This is a genomic window from Pseudomonas sp. PvP001, from assembly GCF_040546375.1.
GTDB lineage: Bacteria > Pseudomonadota > Gammaproteobacteria > Pseudomonadales > Pseudomonadaceae > Aquipseudomonas > Aquipseudomonas coleopterorum.
Map to the genome: position 1 here is coordinate 2,050,583 of NZ_JBEPNQ010000001.1, position 19,954 is coordinate 2,070,536.

General features: G+C 64.4%; 17 protein-coding genes and 1 riboswitch. Of the genes, 10 read left to right on the forward strand and 7 right to left on the reverse strand.

Translation table 11 applies throughout. The annotated features are described in order from the left end of the window. Nucleotides 1-54 precede the first annotated feature (54 nt). A riboswitch (TPP riboswitch) is annotated at nucleotides 55-159 on the reverse strand. A gap of 171 nt (nucleotides 160-330) precedes the next feature. Beyond that, a complete protein-coding gene (locus tag ABMD26_RS09395) occupies nucleotides 331-1,788 on the forward strand; it encodes a TolC family outer membrane protein (protein WP_090355793.1) in 1,458 nt (485 codons plus the stop codon). 589 nt (nucleotides 1,789-2,377) lie between these two features. Here ABMD26_RS09395 and ABMD26_RS09400 read toward each other — a convergent pair. The 4 genes from ABMD26_RS09400 to ABMD26_RS09415 form a co-directional block, all read right to left on the reverse strand. Then, nucleotides 2,378-4,153, reverse strand: coding sequence for an acyl-CoA dehydrogenase C-terminal domain-containing protein (locus ABMD26_RS09400; protein ID WP_354309199.1), 1,776 nt, complete (start codon nucleotides 4,151-4,153; stop codon nucleotides 2,378-2,380). Nucleotides 4,154-4,238: 85 nt separating this feature from the next. Beyond that, nucleotides 4,239-6,044 carry a phenylacyl-CoA dehydrogenase gene (locus tag ABMD26_RS09405; RefSeq protein WP_056844397.1) on the reverse strand — a complete coding sequence of 602 codons (1,806 nt, stop codon included), beginning with the start codon at nucleotides 6,042-6,044 and terminating at the stop codon, nucleotides 4,239-4,241. Nucleotides 6,045-6,246: 202 nt separating this feature from the next. Continuing rightward, nucleotides 6,247-6,996 (reverse strand): TOBE domain-containing protein, encoded by a 750-nt coding sequence (locus ABMD26_RS09410; RefSeq protein WP_122743989.1) that lies wholly within the window; start codon nucleotides 6,994-6,996, stop codon nucleotides 6,247-6,249. A gap of 9 nt (nucleotides 6,997-7,005) precedes the next feature. After that, nucleotides 7,006-7,737 carry a ComFC family protein gene (locus ABMD26_RS09415; protein ID WP_354309201.1) on the reverse strand — a complete coding sequence of 244 codons (732 nt, stop codon included), beginning with the start codon at nucleotides 7,735-7,737 and terminating at the stop codon, nucleotides 7,006-7,008. Between the two features lie 102 nt (nucleotides 7,738-7,839). On the opposite strand from ABMD26_RS09415, the gene bioB reads away from it, so the two are divergent. The 5 genes from bioB (at nucleotide 7,840) to bioD (ending at nucleotide 12,400) form a co-directional block, all read left to right on the forward strand. Next, the gene (gene bioB / locus ABMD26_RS09420) at nucleotides 7,840-8,898 is read left to right on the forward strand and encodes a biotin synthase BioB (protein WP_090355782.1); all 1,059 of its coding nucleotides are present in this window, start codon (nucleotides 7,840-7,842) and stop codon (nucleotides 8,896-8,898) included. Between the two features lie 51 nt (nucleotides 8,899-8,949). Further along, the gene (gene bioF / locus ABMD26_RS09425; protein ID WP_134722936.1) at nucleotides 8,950-10,122 is read left to right on the forward strand and encodes an 8-amino-7-oxononanoate synthase; all 1,173 of its coding nucleotides are present in this window, start codon (nucleotides 8,950-8,952) and stop codon (nucleotides 10,120-10,122) included. Next, the gene (locus tag ABMD26_RS09430) at nucleotides 10,115-10,831 is read left to right on the forward strand and encodes an alpha/beta fold hydrolase (protein WP_354309204.1); all 717 of its coding nucleotides are present in this window, start codon (nucleotides 10,115-10,117) and stop codon (nucleotides 10,829-10,831) included. Before bioF ends, ABMD26_RS09430 begins: the two co-directional genes overlap by 8 nt. A 76-nt stretch (nucleotides 10,832-10,907) precedes the next feature. Next, nucleotides 10,908-11,723: a malonyl-ACP O-methyltransferase BioC gene (gene bioC / locus ABMD26_RS09435; RefSeq protein WP_354309206.1), complete on the forward strand. Its 816-nt coding sequence runs from the start codon at nucleotides 10,908-10,910 to the stop codon at nucleotides 11,721-11,723. Further along, nucleotides 11,720-12,400, forward strand: coding sequence for a dethiobiotin synthase (bioD, locus tag ABMD26_RS09440; protein ID WP_090355768.1), 681 nt, complete (start codon nucleotides 11,720-11,722; stop codon nucleotides 12,398-12,400). The genes bioC and bioD overlap by 4 nt, the downstream gene beginning before the upstream one ends. A gap of 6 nt (nucleotides 12,401-12,406) precedes the next feature. On the opposite strand, the gene ABMD26_RS09445 is transcribed toward bioD, so the two are convergent. The 3 genes from ABMD26_RS09445 to ABMD26_RS09455 form a co-directional block, all read right to left on the reverse strand. Continuing rightward, nucleotides 12,407-12,793, reverse strand: a complete 387-nt coding sequence (locus ABMD26_RS09445) for a type II toxin-antitoxin system VapC family toxin (protein ID WP_049862083.1) — start codon at nucleotides 12,791-12,793, stop codon at nucleotides 12,407-12,409. Beyond that, nucleotides 12,790-13,029, reverse strand: a complete 240-nt coding sequence (locus ABMD26_RS09450; RefSeq protein ID WP_049862084.1) for a type II toxin-antitoxin system Phd/YefM family antitoxin — start codon at nucleotides 13,027-13,029, stop codon at nucleotides 12,790-12,792. The genes ABMD26_RS09445 and ABMD26_RS09450 overlap by 4 nt, the downstream gene beginning before the upstream one ends. A 149-nt stretch (nucleotides 13,030-13,178) precedes the next feature. Further along, on the reverse strand, nucleotides 13,179-14,216 hold the full coding sequence (locus ABMD26_RS09455) for a LacI family DNA-binding transcriptional regulator (RefSeq protein ID WP_134722933.1): 1,038 nt from the start codon (nucleotides 14,214-14,216) through the stop codon (nucleotides 13,179-13,181). Between the two features lie 255 nt (nucleotides 14,217-14,471). On the opposite strand from ABMD26_RS09455, the gene ABMD26_RS09460 reads away from it, so the two are divergent. The 4 genes from ABMD26_RS09460 to ABMD26_RS09475 are packed head-to-tail and all read left to right on the forward strand — an operon-like array spanning nucleotide 14,472 to nucleotide 19,937. Further along, on the forward strand, nucleotides 14,472-16,607 hold the full coding sequence (locus tag ABMD26_RS09460; protein ID WP_354311816.1) for a TonB-dependent receptor: 2,136 nt from the start codon (nucleotides 14,472-14,474) through the stop codon (nucleotides 16,605-16,607). Between the two features lies 1 nt (nucleotide 16,608). Next, entirely contained in the window at nucleotides 16,609-17,925 is a 1,317-nt protein-coding gene (locus tag ABMD26_RS09465) for an LLM class flavin-dependent oxidoreductase (protein ID WP_134722931.1), read from the forward strand. A gap of 38 nt (nucleotides 17,926-17,963) precedes the next feature. After that, complete coding sequence (gene mgrA, locus ABMD26_RS09470) at nucleotides 17,964-19,001, forward strand: L-glyceraldehyde 3-phosphate reductase (protein ID WP_354309210.1); 1,038 nt, start codon at nucleotides 17,964-17,966, stop codon at nucleotides 18,999-19,001. Between the two features lie 12 nt (nucleotides 19,002-19,013). After that, nucleotides 19,014-19,937 (forward strand): aliphatic sulfonate ABC transporter substrate-binding protein, encoded by a 924-nt coding sequence (locus tag ABMD26_RS09475; protein WP_134722930.1) that lies wholly within the window; start codon nucleotides 19,014-19,016, stop codon nucleotides 19,935-19,937. The last annotated feature ends 17 nt before the right edge of the window (nucleotides 19,938-19,954 follow it).

The following is a 19,954-nucleotide window of genomic DNA, read 5'->3' on the forward strand; positions in this document are numbered from 1 at the left end:
TGCTGTGCAGAAAATGCGCGAGACCTCGGACGAAGCACAAGAGGACTCGCCGCAAAGACGAGAAATCTTGTTCCCTACGCAGGCGTTAACCTGATCAGGTTCAACGGGATCCGGATTATCCGATCTCAGCCTCATAGCAAGGCACCCCGACAAGAACGTGCACAGCATAGACGCCCTGCATGTGGAACGCCAACCCCGCCTGCAGGTCTTGATAGTGGCCGTTGCATCGGACCGATTGTTGTGCGGCGCGCCGCGCTCTACACTCGCCCTGCCCCAAGCCTCTTTCCACAGCTGATGTCCAGACCCAGCTTACAGACCAAGGATTGCCCCATGCTGCGCAGTAGATTTCCCTCGGCAACGGCCCTCGCCCTGGCCGTGTCCGGTGCCATCCCAGGCCTGGCCCTGGCGCAGCAGGCACCGTTGGCGAGCATGACCGATCTGGTCAGCGTCTATCAGGAAGCGGTACTGAACAACGCCGACCTGGCCGCCTCGCGGGCCGACTATGCCGCGCAAAGCGAAATCGTGCCGCAGGCGCGCGCCGGTTTGCTGCCCAACCTGTCGGCCGGTTACGACATCAACGACACCCGCACGGCGCTGGACCAGCCCTCGGCGGTGTACAACCGCAGCGGCAATTCCTACCGTGCGCAATTGAGCCAGCCGCTGTTCCGTGCCGACCGCTGGTTCCAGCTCAAGGCGGCCAAGGCGGTCGACGAGCAGGCTGCAGTGCAGTTGTCGGCCACCGAGCAGAACCTGATTCTGCAAAGTGCCCAGGCCTATTTCTCGGTACTGCGCGCCCAGGACAACCTGGCCACCGCGCGCGCCGAGGAGAATGCATTCCGGCGCCAGCTCGATCAGTCCCAAGAGCGCTTCAACGTCGGTCTTTCCGACAAGACCGACACCCTGCAGTCCCAGGCCAGCTACGACACCGCCCGGGCCAACCGGATCATCGCCCAGCGTCAGGTGGACGACGCCTTCCAGGCCCTGATCACGCTGACCAACCGCGAATACAATTCGATCCAGGGCATCGTTCACACCCTGCCCGTGCTGGCGCCGATACCCAATGACGCCAGTACCTGGGTCGATACCGCTTCGCGGCAGAACCTCGATCTGCTGGCCAGCAACTATGCCGTGGAAGCCGCCGAGCAGACCTTGCGCCAGCGCAAGGCCGGGCATGCGCCGACGGTGGATGCGGTCGCGCAATACCAGAAGGGCGACAACGACAATCTGGGTTTCAGCAACCCATCGACCCTGCCGGGCGTCAGCTATGGCAGCGATGTGTCGCAGCGCAGCATCGGCGTGCAGTTGAACATTCCGATCTACAGCGGCGGGCTGACCAGCTCGCAGGTACGTGAAGCCTACGCACGGCTCACGCAGAGCGAGCAGCAGCGCGAAAGCCTGCGTCGGCAGGTGGTGGAGAACACGCGCAACCTGCACCGTGCGGTCAACACCGATGTCGAGCAGGTGCAGGCGCGCAAGCAGTCGATCATTTCCAACCAGAGTTCGGTGCTGGCCACCGAAATCGGCTATCAGGTGGGGACGCGCAACATCGTCGACGTGCTCGACGCGCAGCGTCAGCTGTACAGCTCGGTGCGCGACTACAACAACACCCGCTATGACTACATTCTGGACAACCTGCGCCTCAAGCAGGCGGCAGGCATCCTGAGCCCGGGCGACCTGCAGGACCTGACGCGCTTCCTCAAGGCCGACTACAACCCGGACAAGGATTTCCTGCCACCGGACCTGGCCAAGGCCGCCGAAGCGCTGCTCAAGCCGCCAGCGAAACCATGACCTGACGCGCCGCTGCTGAACGGCTTGCGCAACCCTGTAGCAGCGGCGCGAGCCGCGTCGGGGGTGATGCGGGGTGTCAGGTGAATCGCGTCGTCAGTGACGCGGCTCGCGCCGCTGCTACAGGGGGGTGTGTGAGCAGCGTCGGGCGTCGATGCGGGGTGTCAGGTGAATCGCGTCGTCAGTGACGCGGCTTGCGCCGCTGCTACAGGGGGGTGTGTGAGCAGCGTCGGGCGTCGATGCGGGGTGTCAGGTGAAGCGCGTCGTCGGTGACGCGGCTCGCGCCGCTGCTACAGGGGGTGTGTGAGCAGCGTCGGGCGTCGATGCGGGGTGCCAGGTGTGCGGCGGCCGGCGGGCGGCGTCGATGCGGGGAATATGCGGGAGCGGAAAAAAGAAAACCCCGCCGAAGCGGGGTTTTGCAGACTGTTTCCCATGACATCCATTTCCGTCCGCCGTCCTGGCAGAAATCCTACGTGTCCCTGTTATATCTAGGCGCATCCTGCGCAACGTCCTTGGAGAGAAGATTAACCGTGGATCCAATCTTCGGATATAGCTCAAAGACGCCGCGTAACGTAAGCCAAAGCTTACACCGTCAGAACTGCGCCTCATCCAGCAGAAACAGCGACGCACTGCCGGCATCGACAGCGGCCGCCAGCGAGTGAACCCGTGGCAACAAACGCGCGAAATAGAACCGCGCCGTGCCCAGCTTGCTGGCGTAGAACGCCTCGTCCTGCCGGCCCAGCGCGGCGCCGGCCATCCTTGCCCACATGTAGGCATAGGCGGTGTAGCCAAAGGCCTGCAGGTACTCGACGGACGCCGCGCCAATCTCGCGCGGATCGTTCCCGGCCCGGTCCAGAACCCCGGCCGTCAGCGCATCCAGACGGTCCAACGCCTGGATCAACGGCTGGGTGAACTCCTGCAATGCGCCTTCGGCCTGGGTCGCGTAAGCCCGTACCTCCTCGGAGAACAGCTGATAGAACGCGCCGCCGTTGCCCACGACCTTGCGCCCCATCAAGTCCAGCGCCTGGATACCGTTGGTGCCTTCGTAGATCTGGGTGATGCGCACATCGCGGACCAGCTGCTCCTGGCCCCATTCGCGGATATAGCCGTGGCCGCCGAATATCTGCTGGCCATGCACCGTGGTTTCCAGGCCCAGGTCGGTCAGGAACGCCTTGGCCACCGGTGTCAGCAAAGCGACCATGTCCTCGGCGCGCTTGCGCGTGGCCGGATCTTCGCTGTACTTGGCCGTGTCCAGTTGCAACGCAACGTAGGTGGAAAAAGCACGCCCGCCTTCGTTGCAGGCCTTCATGGTCAGCAACATGCGCCGCACGTCCGGGTGGACGATGATCGGGTCGGCCATCTTGTCGGGCTGGGCAGCACCGCTGGGTGAGCGACTTTGCAGCCGGTCGCGGGCATATTCCACGGCGTTCTGGTAGGAGCGCTCGGCCGACGCCAGGCCCTGGATACCGACCCCCAGACGCTCGTAATTCATCATGGTGAACATGGCCGCCAGGCCCTTGTTCGCCTCGCCGACCAGGTAACCGGTGGCGCCGTCGAAGTTCATCACGCAGGTGGCCGAGGCCTGAATGCCCATCTTGTGCTCGATGGAACCGCACGACACGGCATTGCGCGCCCCCAGGTTGCCGTCGGCATCGACCATGAACTTGGGCACCAGCAGCAACGAGATGCCCTTGGGACCGGGCGGTGCATCGGGAAGCTTGGCCAACACCAGGTGAATGATGTTCTCGGTCAGGTCGTGTTCGCCGCCGGTGATGAAGATCTTAGTCCCGCTGACCTTGTAGCTGCCGTCGGCCTGCGGTTCGGCGCGGGTGCGGATCAGGCCGAGGTCGGTGCCTGCATGGGCTTCGGTCAGGCACATGGAGCCGGCCCAGGTGCCTGCATACATCTTGGGCAGGTAGGTCCGCTTCAGCTCGTCGCTGGCGTGAGCGTTGATGGACAGGCAGGCACCGGCCGTCAGCATCGGGTACAGGCCGAACGCCAGGCTGGCCGAGTTGACCATCTCCTCGACCTGCGCCGAAATCACCTTGGGCATGCCCATGCCACCATGAGCGGGCTCGCCGCCGACGCCGACCCAGCCGCCCTCGGCATAGGTCTGGTAGGCCTGGAGGAATCCAGCCGGGGTGGTGACCGCGGTATCGCGCCAGTGACAGCCCTCTTCGTCGGCCGCACGGCTCAACGGTGCGATCGCCTGGGCCGTGACCTTGCCGGCCTCTTCGAGGATCGCCTCCATGGTTTCCACGTCGACGCTGTCGGCCAGGCCCGGCAGTTGGGCCCAGTGACTGGCGACGTCGAATACTTCATTCAGAACAAAGCGCATATCGCGCAAGGGAGCTTTGTAGTCCGCCATGGCTAACTCGCAGGAATTCGAGGGCTGAAGTTCGAAAGCCGGGCGGCGCGCTCGGGTCGACACGCGCCGCAGGCTGGTTGGCCTGTCAGTAGGAAAGGCCGAAGTGCGCTTCGTCCATGGCCATCAGGTTGCCTGCGCCGGACAGCATGGCGGCAACGTGAGTGCGGGTGCGCGGCAGGATGCGCTGGAAGTAGAAGCGCGCAGTCTGCAGCTTGGCCGTGTAGAACGCCGCATCGCCATGACCTTCGGCCAGTTTCTGCGCCGCCACGCGAGCCATGTCGGCCCAGAAGTAGGCCAGGCAGGCGTAACCCGAATACATCACGTAGTCGACCGAGGCGGCGCCGACTTCTTCACGGTCCTTCATGGCGGCCATGCCGACCTTCATGGTCAACTCACCCCACTCCTTGTTCAACTGCGCCAAGGGTGTGACGAACTCGGCAACCGCTTCGTTGCCTTCGTTGGCCTGGCAGAACTTGTGCACGATGCGGGTGAAGCCCTTGAGCGCCTCGCCCTGGGTCATGAGCACCTTGCGGCCCAGCAGGTCGAGCGCCTGGATACCGGTGGTGCCTTCGTACAGCATGGAAATGCGGCTGTCGCGTACGTTCTGCTCCATGCCCCACTCGGCGATGAAGCCGTGTCCACCGTAGATCTGCACGCCGTGGTTGGCGGCTTCGAAGCCCACTTCGGTCATGAACGCCTTGGCGATCGGGGTCATGAACGCCAGCAGGGCATCGGCGCGCTTGCGCTCTTCCTCGTCCTGGCTGAACTTGAGCACGTCCACCAGCTTGGCGGTGAAATAGACCATGGCACGCGTGCCTTCGGCGAAGGCCTTGATGGTCAGCAGCATGCGGCGCACGTCCGGGTGCACGATGATCGGGTCGGCGGCCTTCTCCGGCGCCTTGGGGCCGGTGAGCGAGCGCATCTGCAAGCGGTCGCGGGCATAGCGCAGACCACCCTGGAACGCCACTTCGGCGTGTGCCAGGCCCTGCAGAGCGGTACCCAGGCGCGCGGTGTTCATGAAGGTGAACATGCAGTTGAGGCCCTTGTTGGCAGGGCCGATGAGGTAGCCGGTGGCGCTGTCGAAGTTCATCACGCAGGTGGCGTTGCCGTGAATGCCCATCTTGTGTTCCAGCGAGCCACAGCTCACCGCATTGCGCGCGCCGATCGAACCGTCTGCATTGGACAGGAACTTGGGCACGATGAACAGCGAGATGCCTTTGGTGCCAGCCGGGGCATCGGGCAGGCGTGCCAGGACGATGTGCACGATGTTGTCGGCCATGTCGTGTTCGCCGGCAGAGATGAAGATCTTCGTGCCGCTGATCGCATAGCTGCCGTCGGCCTGGGGTTCGGCCTTGGTGCGCAGCATGCCCAGGTCGGTGCCGCAGTGCGGCTCGGTCAGGCACATGGTGCCGGTCCACTCGCCGGACACCAGCTTGGTCAGGTAGGCCTCCTGCTGCTCGGGGGTACCGTGGGCGGAGATGGTGTTCATGGCGCCATGGGACAGGCCGGGGTACATGCCCCAGGACCAGTTGGCGCTGCCGATCATCTCGCTGACCGCAAGCCCCAGGGATTCGGGTAGGCCCTGGCCGCCGTGCTCGACGTCATGGGCCAGGCTCGGCCAGCCACCTTCGACGAACTGCTTGTAGGCTTCCTTGAAACCGGTCGGCGTCTTCACGCCGTCCTCGCTCCAGGTGCAGCCTTCGATGTCACCCACGCGGTTCAGCGGTGCCAGTACCTGTTCACAGAACTTGGCGCCTTCTTCGAGGATGGCATCGACCATGTCCGGCGTTGCGTCCTGGCAACCGGGCAGGCTTTGATAGTGCGCTTCGTAGCCGAGCAGCTCGTCGCGGACGAAGCGAATATCACGCAAGGGGGCCTTGTAATCAGACATAGCGATAAACCTCTGCTGAACTCCGGTGGGTTCGACCTGCGACAGGTTGTCGCTATCAAACGGGTGTTTGAAACATACGTTTACGCCTGGGCAAAGTCAATACCCGCCCGGCGCCGGACGACGGCACCGCGCCTGCCAGCAGAAGCGCGCATGTGGCCCGCAGAAATGGGCACAGCGGGGTTTCCAGCGGATAGGGTACGGGTTAGAGCGGCGTGCCGAGCAGCACGTTGGCAGGATCGAACCAGACATTGACCGGCTCGCCCTCTCGGACCGATCCGAGCGGTGACAGTGCGCAGAGGGTCTGCCCATTGGCCAGCCCTATGCGCATTTCACAGGGCCCCTGGTCCTGCAGCAGAACCTGCTCCAGGAGCCCTTGCAGGCAGTTGTGACCGGGGACACCGGCGACATCCACCGGCAACACGCAGAGCCAACCGGCCTTGATCAAGGCCACCACCCCGGCGCCCGGGGCCAGCGACAGGGTTTGCGTGCTGTCGTGGGTGATCTGGGCACGCAGGTTCAGCCCTGCGCCAAGATCCAGGGTGATGTGGTCGTTGCGACCTTGCGCCTCGATGGCACTCACGCGGCCATGCAACTGGTTGCGTGCACTGGTGCGCAGCATCAGTCGGCCGAGCAGGTCCAGGTCGTTGGCGTCTTCGGCGGCTTCGAGCACCTGCGCCTGCAACGCTTGAAGTTTCTCGTAGAGGCGCAGCATGCGCTGCCCTTCCTCGGACAGCCGGGCGCCTCCTCCACCCTTGCCGCCCACGACGCGCTCGACCAGGGGCGTGTGGGCCAGATTGTTGAGTTCGTCGATGGCGTCCCAGGCGCCTTTGTAGCTCAGGCCGGCGGCCTTGGCGGCGCGGGTGATCGAACCCTGCTCGGCAATATGGCGCAACAGCTCGATGCGTTGCGGACGACGTGCGATGTGTTGGGCCAGCAAGGGGGACAAGGTCATGGTTCAAGGCTACTCGGCCTTGGCCGTGCGCGCCAGACAGTAGACGTCCACGCGCGCGGCACCCGCCTGGCGCAGCAGCACCGCCAGGGCCTGGGCGGTGGCGCCGGTGGTCATCACGTCGTCGACCAGGGCCACGTGCAGCCCATCCAGCCCTGCGTCAGGCATCACGGAAAAAGCGTGTTGCAGATTGTGCAGCCGCGCCTTGGCACCCAGTTCCTGCTGGGCTCGTGTTTCGAGCGTGCGCTGAACGACGGTCGAATCGCAGTCGATATGCAGCGCCCTGGACAGCCAGCCAGCGAGCATTTCAGCCTGGTTGAAACCGCGCTTGCGCAGGCGTTTACGGCCCATGGGCACCGGAATCAGCAATTGCGGACGCGGCAGATCCTCGTTGAAACGGTGGTCGAGCCAGTGGCTGGTCAACTCTGCCAGCAGGCGTCCGTAGGGCCATTGGCTGTTGTGCTTGAAACGCGTGATCAGGCTGTCGATGGGGAAACCGTAATGCCACGGTGTTTCAACCTTCTCGAAAGCGGGCGGGCGGCGCCGACACGGGGCGCAGGTGAATCCACTCATGGCAAGCGGCAGCGCACACACCGTGCATTGCTCATCCAGCCAAGGCAGATCGCACTCACAGGCCTCGCAGAGGGCATAGGGATTACCCGACGCGCCGTCACACAACAGACAAACCTGATCATTTTTTATCCACTTGTAAACCGAGGTATTTGTAGCAGGTTGACAGTGCATGGCGCTTCCTTAATCATGCCCGCATTCGACTCAATAGCCACGTTGCGCCCATGGACAATCCTGCGTCCTTGCGCCTGACCGAGCATAAACAAGGAACCGCCGATGAGCGCCAGTACAACTGCAACCGTTCGTCACGACTGGACCCTGGCCGAGGTCAAGGCGCTGTTCGTGCAGCCTTTCAACGACCTGCTGTTTCAGGCGCAAAGCGTGCATCGCGCGCATTTCGATCCCAATCGGGTTCAGGTCTCGACCCTGCTGTCGATCAAGACCGGCGCCTGCCCTGAGGACTGCAAATACTGTCCGCAGTCGGGGCACTACAACACCGGGCTGGAAAAAGAAAAGCTGATGGAAGTGCAGAAGGTGCTCGAAGAAGCCGCCCGCGCCAAGGCAATCGGTTCGACGCGATTCTGCATGGGCGCGGCCTGGAAGCACCCCTCGGCCAAGGACATGCCGTATGTGTTGCAGATGGTTGCCGGGGTCAAGGCCATGGGCCTGGAAACCTGCATGACCCTGGGCCGGCTGGACGAAGACCAGACCAGGGCCCTGGCCCAGGCGGGGTTGGACTACTACAACCACAACCTGGACACCTCGCCGGAGTTCTACGGCAGCATCATCACCACCCGCACCTACAGCGAGCGCCTGCAGACCCTGGCCCACGTGCGCGACGCCGGCATGAAGATCTGCTCGGGCGGCATTCTGGGCATGGGCGAGTCGCTGGACGACCGCGCCGGGCTGCTGATCCAGCTGGCCAACCTGCCGGAGCATCCCGAGTCGGTGCCGATCAACATGCTGGTGAAGGTCGCCGGCACTCCGCTCGAGAACGCCGAGGATGTCGATCCGTTCGACTTCATTCGCATGCTGGCCGTGGCGCGCATTCTCATGCCGCAATCCCACGTGCGTCTGTCCGCCGGGCGTGAGGCGATGAACGAGCAGATGCAGGCACTGGCCTTCCTGGCCGGGGCCAACTCGATCTTCTACGGCGACAAGCTGCTGACCACCGCCAACCCGCAGGCGGACAAGGACATGCAGTTGTTCGCCCGCCTCGGGATCGCCCCAGAAGCGCGCGAAGAACATGCTGACGAAGTCCATCAAGCGGCCATCGAACAGGCCCTGGTCGAACAGAAGAGCAGCGACCTGTTCTACGACGCCGCCTCCGCCTGACCCCACGCCGGCCCCGTCGCCGGCGTTCATCCACTGCCATTCGAGGCCTGCATGCCCTTCGACCTCAGCGCGCGCCTGGCCGAGCGCCGCGCCGCCGACCTCTATCGTCAGCGTCCATTGCTGCAAAGCCCGCAAGGGCCGCGCGTGGTGGTCGATGGCCAACCGCTGCTGGCCTTCTGCAGCAACGACTACCTGGGTCTGGCCAACCACCCCGACGTGATCAAGGCCTGGCGCGAGGGCGCCGAGCGCTGGGGCGTGGGGGGCGGCGCGTCCCATCTGGTGGTTGGCCACAGCAGCCCTCACCATGCGCTGGAAGAGGCCCTGGCTGAATTCACCGGGCGCCCGCGGGCGCTGCTGTTCTCCACCGGCTACATGGCCAATCTGGGGGCGGTCACTGCCTTGGTGGGGCAAGGCGATAGCGTGTTGCAAGACCGTCTCAACCACGCCTCGCTGCTGGACGCCGGGCTGCTCAGCGGCGCGCGCTTCAGCCGTTACCTGCACAACGATGCAGCCAGCCTGGAAACACGCCTGGCCAAAGCCGTCGGCAACACGCTGGTGGTGACCGATGGTGTGTTCAGCATGGACGGCGACCTTGCCGAGCTGCCACGACTGGCGGCCGTTGCGCGGGCCAAGGGCGCCTGGCTGATGGTCGACGATGCCCACGGGTTCGGTGCCCTGGGCGCTACCGGCGGCGGTATCGTCGAGCATTTCGGGCTGGGGATGGACGATGTGCAAGTGCTGGTCGGTACCCTGGGCAAGGGCTTCGGCACTGCAGGCGCCTTCGTGGCCGGCAGCGAGGAACTGATCGAAACCCTGGTGCAGTTCGCTCGGCCCTACATCTACACGACCAGCCAGCCACCGGCGCTGGCCTGCGCCACCTTGCGCAGCCTGCAACTGCTGCGCAGCGAACACTGGCGGCGCGAACACCTGGCGAGCCTGATCACCCAATTTCGATACGGCGCTGCCCAGTTGGGCCTGACCTTGATGGACAGTTTCACGCCCATTCAACCGATTCTGGTCGGCGATGCCGGCCGTGCCGTGCGCTTGTCGCAACTGTTGCGCGAGCGCGGATTGCTGGTCACGGCCATACGTCCGCCGACCGTGCCTGCCGGCAGTGCGCGGTTGCGGGTGACGCTTTCGGCCGCGCACAGCAGTGCCCAGGTGCAGCAATTGCTCGATGCGCTGGCTGAATGCTATCCGCTGCTGGGAGCCGAACATGTCTGATCGTCTGATCCTGCTGCCCGGCTGGGGCCTGGGCACCGGTGCGCTGGAGCCATTGGTCGCTGCCCTGCAGGAGCTCGCTGAACCCGTGCTGGTGCAGGTCGAACCCTTGCCCACGCCGGACGCTGCAGGGCTTGCCGGTTGGCTGGATGCCCTCGACGCACGTTTGCCGGACGGTGCATGGCTGGGCGGTTGGTCGCTGGGCGGCATGCTCGCTGCCAAGCTCGCGGCGCGCCGGGGTGAACGCTGCCCTGGCCTGTTGACCCTGGCCAGTAATCCCTGTTTCGTGGCCCGCGCCGACTGGCCGGATGCAATGCCCGCTGAAACGTTCGAAGCCTTTCTGACCGCTTGCAAGGCGGATCCGAAAACCCTGTTGAAGCGCTTCGCGTCGCTCTGTGCGCAAGGCGCTGCTGATCCGCGCGGGCTTTCTCGGCGACTGGCGGTTGCTGAGCCGGCTTCGACACAGACGCTGGCCGAGGGCTTGCGCGTGCTGGCGGAGCTGGATACCCGAGCCGCGTTGCAGGCGTTTACCGGGCCGCAACTGCACCTGTTTGCCGGAAGCGATTCGCTGGTGCCCGTCCGGGCGGCGAGCGTAATGCGCAAGCTGGTGCCGAAGGCCGAGATCGGCGTGGTCGAGCGGGCCAGCCATGGGTTCATACTGGAGGACCCGGATAGGGTCGCCGGTGCAATTGGGGCCTTTGTGCATGAGTGAGAGGAACGGGATTGTGCTTGGCGCAGGCGTTGAGGTGGCAGATGACGCGGCTTGCGCCGCTGCTACAGGGGGTGAGGTGAGGCGGGAGACTGCGCTCAGGTTGCCGGACAAGCGGCTGGTGGCGGCGTCGTTCTCCAGGGCGGCGGCGAGCTATGACAGCGTCGCGCAATTGCAGCGGGACGTGGGTCACTCATTGCTCACTCGACTGCCAGACGGCCTGCAACCGTCGCAATGGCTTGACCTGGGCAGCGGCACCGGCTACTTCAGCCGTGTTCTGGCCCAGCGTTTTCCGAACGGTGTCGGTGTGGCACTGGACATTGCCGAAGGCATGCTCAGCCACGCGCGGGTACAGGGTGGTGCCACCTGGCATGTGGCTGGCGATGCCGAGCAACTGCCGCTGCGCGACGGCAGCTGTGGTCTGATCTATTCCAGCCTGGCGGTGCAATGGTGCAGCGACTTCGCCGCCGTGCTCGCCGAGGCTCGCAGAACCTTGCAACCCGGCGGCGTGCTGGCCTTTGCCAGCCTCTGCGCGGGCACACTGCACGAGCTGCGGCAAAGCTGGCGAGCGGTGGATGGCCGAGTGCACGTCAACCGTTTCCGTGAGTTCGCCGACTACCAGCGCCTGTGTGCGGACAGCGGCCTGGAGGTGCTGGGCCTGGATAACGTGCCCCATGTGCTGCACTACGCCGACGTGCGTGGCCTGACCCATGAGCTCAAGGCCCTGGGCGCGCACAACCTCAACCCCGGACGCCCCGACGGCCTGACCGGCCGCGCGCGCATGCTCGGTCTGCTGCAGGCCTATGAAGCCTTTCGTGCACCCCAGGGGCTGCCAGCCACTTACCAGGTGGTCTACGCTGTGCTGCGCAAACCCGTCGAGCAAGGACAATCCTGATGAGCGCCTATTTCATCGCCGGTACCGACACGGATATCGGCAAGACCACCGTGGCCGCCGGCCTGCTGCACGCTGCCAGCCTCAAGGGCCTGAGCACGCTGGGCGCGAAGCCCGTTGCCTCGGGTTGCGAGGTGACCCCCAAGGGCCTGCGCAACAGCGACGCGTTGGCCTTGATGGCCCAGAGCTCGCTCAAGCTTGAGTACGCGCAGATCAACCCGGTCGCCTTCGAACCTGCGATCGCCCCCCACATCGCCGCCCGCGAGGCTGGCGTGGCCCTGACCGTCGGCTCGCTGTTGGCACCCATGCGTGAGGTGCTGGCCCGGCAGGCCGACTTCACTCTGATCGAAGGCGCTGGTGGCTGGCGCGTGCCGCTGTCCGACCAGGCCAATCTGTCGGACCTGGCCATTGCCTTGAAGCTGCCGGTGATTCTGGTGGTGGGCGTGCGCCTTGGCGCTATCAGCCATGCGCTGCTGAGCGCGGAAGCCATCGCCCGCGACGGCCTGCAACTGGCCGGCTGGGTGGCCAATATCATCGAACCGAAAACCTCACGCCTGGAAGACAACCTCGCCACCCTGGCCGAACGCCTGCCGGCCCCTTGCCTGGGTCGCGTGCCCTACCTGAAGAACGCCAGCGCACAGAGCGTGGCCGAGCATCTGCATATCGAGCTTCTTGGGTAGCAAGGCTCAAACCTGCAACGCGGGTGCGCCGTATTGACTCAACAGTGCGTCGGCCGTCAGTAGCTGCATGCTTTCCAGAGTGGCTTGGGCAAACAGCAGGCGGTCGAATGGATCGCGGTGAATGGGCGGCAGCTTTTCAACGGCCATGCCATGGGCTGCCGTGATCGGCAGTTCGTGGTAGCCATTGAGCAATAGCTGACGGCGCAGACCCACCGTATCGATCACTATGCCGCTGCGGCTGAGGCCGTTTTTGATAGCCACTTCCCATAGGCTTGCCGCGCTGAAGTAAACCTCGTGATCCAGATTGGCGATCAAGGATCGAGCTTTTGAGGAAAGCATTGGGCTGTCCTTGGCGACCCAGATCAGGATATGCGTGTCGAGCAGTAACTTCACACCTTGCCCTCGAAGAGATTGGTGACCTCATTGTCGAGCTCATCAAAGTCTTCCGGAACCACAAGATCAAGCATGAAACCGATACGCTTTGCTTCGCGCGGCTCTGGCGCATCATAGGCCACCAGCTTGGCAATGGGCTTGCCGGCCTTGGCGATGACCACCACTTCACCGGCTGCGGCTTGTTCGAGCAAGCGCGACAGATTGCTCTTGGCGTCGTGAATGTTGTGGATGGCCATTGGTGGCGACTCCCTTGGCAGGACAAACGATCTGTGCAAGGCAAAACCATGCGATGCATGTCAAGTCTAGCCTAGCCCGACGTGTTAGCTAATGCATTCTTGTGTGTCATTTTCAAACGCAGGTGCGAAGTCGAAGGCCGCTTTGCGTATCAACTGCTCTCCCGCGCCACCAGTTCGCAGTCGAGCAGCTCCAGATGCGGCGGCTCGCCCTCGATGATGCCCAGGCTTTGCAGGACACGCGTTGCTGCCAGCACGCCAATCTGCAGCGCAGGCGGCCTGATGGTGGTCAAGCTGGGCAGGAGCATTTCGGCGAAGGGGTAGTCGCCGAAGCCCATCACCGCGCAATCCTGTGGAATGCGCAGCCCGGCGCGCTGGGCCGCCAGCAAGCCGCCGGCGGCAAGGTTGTCGTTGGCGAAGATGATCGCATCCGGAGGGGTTGGGCTCGCCATCAGGGCATGCAACGCCTGTTTGCCGGCTTCGAAAGGCGCCAGGGAGGGATCGGGAGCGAACACCTGGGGTTCCAGGCCCAGCTCGGCCAGCGTCGCGGCATAGCCGTCTCGACGCTCGAGAGCACTCAAGTCGCCCGCTGCGCTGTTCTGGACGAAGGCGATGCGCCGGTAGCCTTCGCCGTAGAGATAGCGCACCGAAGTGACGCCCACCTGAGCATGCGAGAAGCCGATCTGCATCGGCGCGCGTTCGGGTTGATAGTCCCAGGTTTCCACCAACGGTATCTGCGCTTGTGCCAGCATCTTCTCGGTGCCGACGCTGTGGAAGTGGCTGGTCAGCACCAGGGCCGCAGGCGACCAGCCAAGGAAGGCACGCACAGCGTTCTCCTCCTGCTCGGCGCTGAAATAGCTGGACGCCAGCAGGACTTGGTAGCCATGCCTGCTCAAGGTATCGCTGAAGCCTTGAATGGTATGGGCGAAGATCGGCCCGGAAATGTTCGGAATGACCATGCCGACGATCTTGCCCCGCGCCGACGCCAGCCCTCCGGCCACCAGATTGGGAACATAACCCAGCTCGGTCACCGCCTGGGCGATTCGCTGCCGATGCTCGTCCGACACCAGGTCCGGTCGATTGAAATACCGCGACACGGTCATGGCAGAGACCCCCGCGTGGGTGGCCACGCTGGCCAGTGTCACGCGGCCAGCACCACGGCGCTTACGCTGATGCTTGGGATCGGTCATCTGCCTGCCTTTAATAACTAAAAACCATAAACAGTAGAAATTACGGTATTTGACCGTATAAGCGTTCATCGCCACTATTCGCCATGTTAGCGCTAACCAGTTGACCTGTCTGCTACTCGCTCGAGCGAATGCTGCGTCTATCAAAACAATGTCCAGCCCCTGTTCGAGCGACCCGCCATGCCACAGCGTCAATCTTTCGCGATCAAGACTTCCGTGTTGTCCCAGGCCGTCGCTGCGGCCATCGCCCTGGGCGCAATGCCCACCTTTGCCGCTCAGGGCGATGAAGAGTCGGTCAGCCTGCAGGCCGTCACGGTCACGGCCACGAGGCGCGCCGAGTCGCTGCAGAAAGTGCCGGTGGCGGTGTCGGTGGTCGACGGCGAGCAGCTGGAACGGGACAACCGCAACGGCGTTGCGAGCATCGTGCAACAGGTGCCCAGCCTGAATTTCCGCACCGGCGCCTCGAACAAGGACACCTCGCTGTTCATCCGTGGGGTGGGTACCATTTCCACCTCCCCCGGCGTGGAGCCCACCGTGGCCACGGTCATCGATGGCGTGGTGTACGGGCGCCCTGGCCAGGCCACCCTGGACCTGTTGGATCTGGAACGCATCGAAGTGCTGCGCGGCCCCCAAGGCACGCTGTTCGGCAAGAACGCCTCGGCCGGCGTGCTGAACATCGTGACCAAGGCGCCCACCGAAGAGACCCACGGTTACATCGACCAGTCGTACTACAGCGGCAACGAAAGCCGCACCCGCTTCGGCATCGGTGGCAGCCTGATCCCCGACACCCTCAAGGGCTCGCTGACCACGCTGTTCGGCAGCTACGACGGCAACGTCGACAACCGCGCCAATGGCCACGAAGTGAACGGCTACAACCGCAAGGGCGTGCGGGGGAAGCTCGAGTTCACCCCCAATGACGACCTCACGCTTACCTTGGCCGCTGACTACATGCAGAGCCACGACGACGCGCCCAATGGCGTCGTCAGCAAGGCACTGACTCCCGCGTTCGCGGGCGCCCTGGCGCCAGTCTCGGCCAGCGGCCACAGCCGTGATATCGCCAGCGACTACCGCAGCCATGTCGAGGACATCAACAAGGGTCTGTCGGCCCAGTTGGACTGGAACCTGGGCGACTACACCCTGACCTCGATCACCGCCTGGCGCGGCTGGGACAACACCCAATGGCAGGACGGCGACCGCCTGGCGACCATCACCAGCGCCTTCCCCGGCACGGAAGACAAAGGCGACCTGAGCTACGACCAGTACTCACAGGAAGTCCGCTTGGCCTCGCCCAAGGGCGAGTTCGTGGAGTACGTCGGCGGCCTGTTCTACATGCACGGCAAGGACGACGAAACCTACCGCCGCACCTTGGTGACACCGACCGGCAGCCAGCGCGGCGTGGCCGACTACACTACCACCAGCGACAGCTACTCGGCATTCGGTGAGACCACCCTCAACTTCACCTCGCGGCTGCGCGGCATCGCCGGCCTGCGCTGGACCCACGACGACCTGGAATACGATCACCGTCGCGTGTCGACCTCGGCCACCACCGTCAGCGGCATCCAGCCGGGCACCCGCAGTTCAGGCTCGGTGGATGAGGATGGCTGGTCCGGACGACTGGGCGTGCAGTACGACCTCAGTGACGACGTCATGGCTTATGTCACCTATTCACGCGGGTACAAAGGCCCTGCCTACAACGTGTTCTTCAACATGCAGCCGCGCGACACCGACGCGCTCAAACCGGAAACCTCCAACACCTGGGAAGCGGGGATCAAAGCCAGCGCCTGGGACAACCGCCTGACCAGCAATCTGGCGGTCTTTCACAGCGAGTACGACAACTACCAGGCGAACTTCTTCGACACCGTGGCCAACCAAGTGGTGACGCGACTGATCAACGCCGGCAGCGTCAGCACCGAGGGCGTCGAGCTGGACTACGCCCTGCAGGCCACGCAGAACCTCAAGCTGTCCGGCGCACTGGCCTACACCCGTGCGCGCATCGATCAGTTCAGTTGCCCGGCCGGCGCGGCGGCTTCCTGCAACGTCGACGGCAAGACCCTGCCCTACAGCCCCGACTGGAAGAGCTACGTGCGCGCCGACTACAGCATTCCATTGGCCAATGGCCTGGATGTGGAGCTGGGGACCGATTACAGCTGGCAGAGCGAAGTGCAGTACGACATCAGCCAGAACCCGGACACCAAGCAAGGTGCCTATGGCATCTGGAATGCCAGCATCGCCTTGGCCGACTACACCAATGGCTGGCGTGTCGCGCTGCTGGGCAAGAACTTGGCCGACAAGTCCTACTCGCCGATGCTGGCCAGTGGCAGCGGCTATATCTACCGCGCCGTGCCTCGTAATGACGAGCGCTACTTCGGCGTGCAACTGCGCAAGGATTTCTGACATGAGCGCCAGACAGATGAAACTGGGTGCCTTTCTGATGGCCACCGGGCACCACGTGGCTGCCTGGCGCCACCCTCAGGTGCCGGCCGATGCCGGGCTCGATTTCCAGCATTACCGGCACCTGGCGCAGGTGGCCGAGGCGGCCTGCTTCGACACCCTGTTCCTGGCCGACAGCGTGGCAGCAGCCACCGGCGACAGCGCCAGCCGGATGGCCCGCTCCGACCATTTCGAACCGTTGACCCTGCTCTCGGCCCTAAGCGTGGTCACCGAACGCATCGGCCTGATCAGTACGGTCACTACCAGCTACAACGAGCCCTATCACGTGGCGCGCAAGTTCGCCTCGCTGGATCATCTGTCCGGCGGCCGCGCCGGCTGGAACCTGGTGACCTCGGACGCCGCGGCCGAGGCCGGCAACTTCGGCCGCGACGAACACATCGGCCACGCCGAGCGCTACAGCCGGGCGCAGGAGTTTCATCAGGTGGTCATGGGGCTCTGGGACAGCTGGAGCGCCGATGCCTTCGTGCGCGACAAGGCCAGCGGCCAATACTACGACCCGGCCGGGCGCCGCGAGCTGAACCATGTCGGCGAGCACTTCAAGGTCAAGGGCCCCCTCAACGTCGCACGCTCACCGCAAGGGCGACCGGTGGTGGTGCAGGCCGGTTCGTCCGAAGCCGGCCGCGCTCTGGCGGCACGGACCGCCGATGTGATTTTCACCGCGCAGCCTTCGCTGGCCGCCGCGCAAGCGTTCTACGCCGACCTCAAGAACCGCGCGACCACGTTTGGTCGTGGCGCCGATGAGCTGAAGATCATGCCTGGGGTGTTCGTCGTGGTTGGCGAAACCGAAGCACTGGCACAGGCCAAGTTCGAAGCATTCCAGGACCTGGTGCAGCCCGAGGTCGGGGTGGCGTTGCTGGGCCGCATGCTGGGCAACTTCGACTTGTCCGGCTACCCGCTGGACGGACCGCTGCCCGAGCTGCCCCTGACCGACAGCGGCCAGCGCAGCCGTCAGCAACTGCTCAGCGAACTGGCCGAGCGCGAGCACCTCAACCTGGCGCAACTGGGTCGCCGAATCGCCGGGGGGCGTGGGCATTTCAGTCTTATCGGCACTGCGGCGCAGATTGCCGACCAATTGCAGCTATGGTTCCAGAACGGCGCCGCCGATGGTTTCAACGTGCTGGTGCCGCATCTGCCCGGCGGGCTCGAAGACTTCGCACGCCAGGTGGTGCCCGAACTGCAACGCCGCGGCCTGTTCCGCACCCACTACACAGGCACCACGTTGCGCGAGCATCTGGGCCTGCCCGAAATCAATGGGCGCTGATCGGGCGCCCTTCGACATACCTTGAAGCGAGGCTTTCCATGACCTACATCGCTGCCGAACATCGCTACCAGCGCCTGCCCTACCGCCGCGTTGGCCGTAGCGGCCTGGTGTTGCCAGCACTGTCCCTGGGGTTGTGGCACAACTTTGGCGACAGCACCCCGATCGACACCCAGCGCAGCCTGTTGCGCACCGCCTTCGATCTGGGCATCAACCACTTCGACCTGGCCAATAACTACGGCCCGCCCTATGGCAGCGCCGAGATCAATTTCGGCCGTCTGCTGCGCGAGGATTTTAAGCACTACCGTGACGAGCTGATCATCTCCAGCAAGGCCGGTTGGGACATGTGGCCCGGTCCGTACGGCCAGGGCGGCGGCTCGCGCAAGTACATCCTGGCCAGCCTCGACCAGAGCCTGCAACGGCTGGGCCTGGACTATGTGGATATCTTCTACTCGCACCGCTTCGACCCCGACACGCCGCTGGAAGAAACCGCCAGCGCCCTGGCCACGGCGGTGCAACAGGGCAAGGCGCTGTACATCGGCATTTCCTCGTACTCCGGGGTCAAGACCCGTGAGATCGCCGCCCTGCTCAAGGAGTGGAAGGTGCCGCTGCTGATCCACCAGCCCGCCTACAACCTGCTCAACCGCTGGGTGGAGAACGACCTGCTGCAGGTCACCGACGAACTGGGCGCCGGTGTCATTGCCTTCACGCCGCTGGCGCAAGGGCTGCTCACCGACAAGTACCTGCAAGGCGTGCCGGCCGATGCGCGGGTCAACCGTCCCGGCGGCGGCTCTTTGCTGCCTGGGCATTTGAGCGAGGCCAACCTGACCCACGTTCGCGCGCTCAACGAAATCGCCCGTCGCCGCAGCCAGAGCCTGGCGCAATTGGCCCTGGCCTGGACCCTGCGCGACAGCCGCGTGACCAGCGCCCTGATCGGCGCCAGCCGTCCCGAGCAGATCATCGAAAACGTCGGCGCACTGGACAACCTCAGCTTCAGCGCCGAGGAACTGGCCGAGATCGACCGCCATGCGGTGGAAGGCGGCATCAACCTCTGGGAAAAACCCTCGACTGCGCAATAAGGGATCGATCACATGAAGACACTCGCTCGCGTGGGCGCCGTGCTGGCCTTGCTGGGCCTGGCCGGCGCCGCTCTGGCCGATCCGGCGGCGCTGCGCATCGGCTATCAGAAGGGCTCGATTGCCCTGGTCCTGGCCAAGCAGCATGGCCTGCTGGAAAAACGCTTCGGGCAGACCCAGGTCCAGTGGATCGAATTTCCCGCAGGCCCGCAGATGCTCGAGGCCTTGAACATCGGCAGCCTCGATGTAGCGGCCACGGGCGATATCCCGCCGCTGTTCGCGCAGGCAGCGGGCGCGGACCTTGTGTACATCGGTGCCGAGCCGGCCAAACCCCAGGCCGAGACCTTGCTGGTCAAGGACACCAGTACGTTCGTTCAGGTCGCCGACCTCAAAGGCAAGAAGGTCGCCTTTCAGAAAGGCTCCAGTTCGCACAACCTGATCCTGCGGGCGCTGAACAAGGCTGGCCTGAGCTATCGGGACATTCAGCCGGTGTACCTGAGCCCGGCCGATGCTCGGGCGGCCTTCGAACAAGGCAGTGTCGACGCCTGGGCAATCTGGGAACCCTACTCGTCGCTGGCCCTGAGCCAAGGTCATGCGCGGCTGTTGGCCGATGGCAGCGGCCTGGGTCTGGGCGGACCGATCTACACCGCACGGCGTGCCTATGCCCAGGCCAACGGCGAGTTTATCCACAACCTGCTGGACCAACTCAGCAGCGCGGAGGCACTGACCCGCACCGAGCATGCACAGAGCATCGCAACGCTGGCCCAGTCCATGGGGCTGCCGGAGCCGGTAGTCGAGCGTTATGTGGACAACCGCCCACCCTCCCCCGTGCGGCCTGTGGATAACGCTGTGATCCAGACCCAGCAGGCGACTGCCGACCTGTTCTACCAGAACAAGCTGCTGCCCAAGGCGCTGGATGTCGGCCAGGTGGCGCAGTGAGCCTGTGCGAGGATTAA

Excerpts from the sequence above, each read along its gene's own strand:
- ABMD26_RS09395 (WP_090355793.1), top strand. The coding sequence starts at position 331 with ATGCTGCGCAGTAGATTTCCCTCGGCAACGGCCCTCGCCCTGGCCGTG.
- ABMD26_RS09400 (WP_354309199.1), bottom strand. The coding sequence starts at position 4,153 with ATGGCGGACTACAAAGCTCCCTTGCGCGATATGCGCTTTGTTCTGAAT.
- ABMD26_RS09405 (WP_056844397.1), bottom strand. The coding sequence starts at position 6,044 with ATGTCTGATTACAAGGCCCCCTTGCGTGATATTCGCTTCGTCCGCGAC.
- ABMD26_RS09410 (WP_122743989.1), bottom strand. The coding sequence starts at position 6,996 with ATGACCTTGTCCCCCTTGCTGGCCCAACACATCGCACGTCGTCCGCAA.
- ABMD26_RS09415 (WP_354309201.1), bottom strand. The coding sequence starts at position 7,737 with ATGCACTGTCAACCTGCTACAAATACCTCGGTTTACAAGTGGATAAAA.
- bioB (WP_090355782.1), top strand. The coding sequence starts at position 7,840 with ATGAGCGCCAGTACAACTGCAACCGTTCGTCACGACTGGACCCTGGCC.
- bioF (WP_134722936.1), top strand. The coding sequence starts at position 8,950 with ATGCCCTTCGACCTCAGCGCGCGCCTGGCCGAGCGCCGCGCCGCCGAC.
- ABMD26_RS09430 (WP_354309204.1), top strand. The coding sequence starts at position 10,115 with ATGTCTGATCGTCTGATCCTGCTGCCCGGCTGGGGCCTGGGCACCGGT.
- ABMD26_RS09450 (WP_049862084.1), bottom strand. The coding sequence starts at position 13,029 with ATGGCCATCCACAACATTCACGACGCCAAGAGCAATCTGTCGCGCTTG.
- ABMD26_RS09455 (WP_134722933.1), bottom strand. The coding sequence starts at position 14,216 with ATGACCGATCCCAAGCATCAGCGTAAGCGCCGTGGTGCTGGCCGCGTG.
- ABMD26_RS09460 (WP_354311816.1), top strand. The coding sequence starts at position 14,472 with ATGCCCACCTTTGCCGCTCAGGGCGATGAAGAGTCGGTCAGCCTGCAG.
- ABMD26_RS09465 (WP_134722931.1), top strand. The coding sequence starts at position 16,609 with ATGAGCGCCAGACAGATGAAACTGGGTGCCTTTCTGATGGCCACCGGG.
- mgrA (WP_354309210.1), top strand. The coding sequence starts at position 17,964 with ATGACCTACATCGCTGCCGAACATCGCTACCAGCGCCTGCCCTACCGC.
- ABMD26_RS09475 (WP_134722930.1), top strand. The coding sequence starts at position 19,014 with ATGAAGACACTCGCTCGCGTGGGCGCCGTGCTGGCCTTGCTGGGCCTG.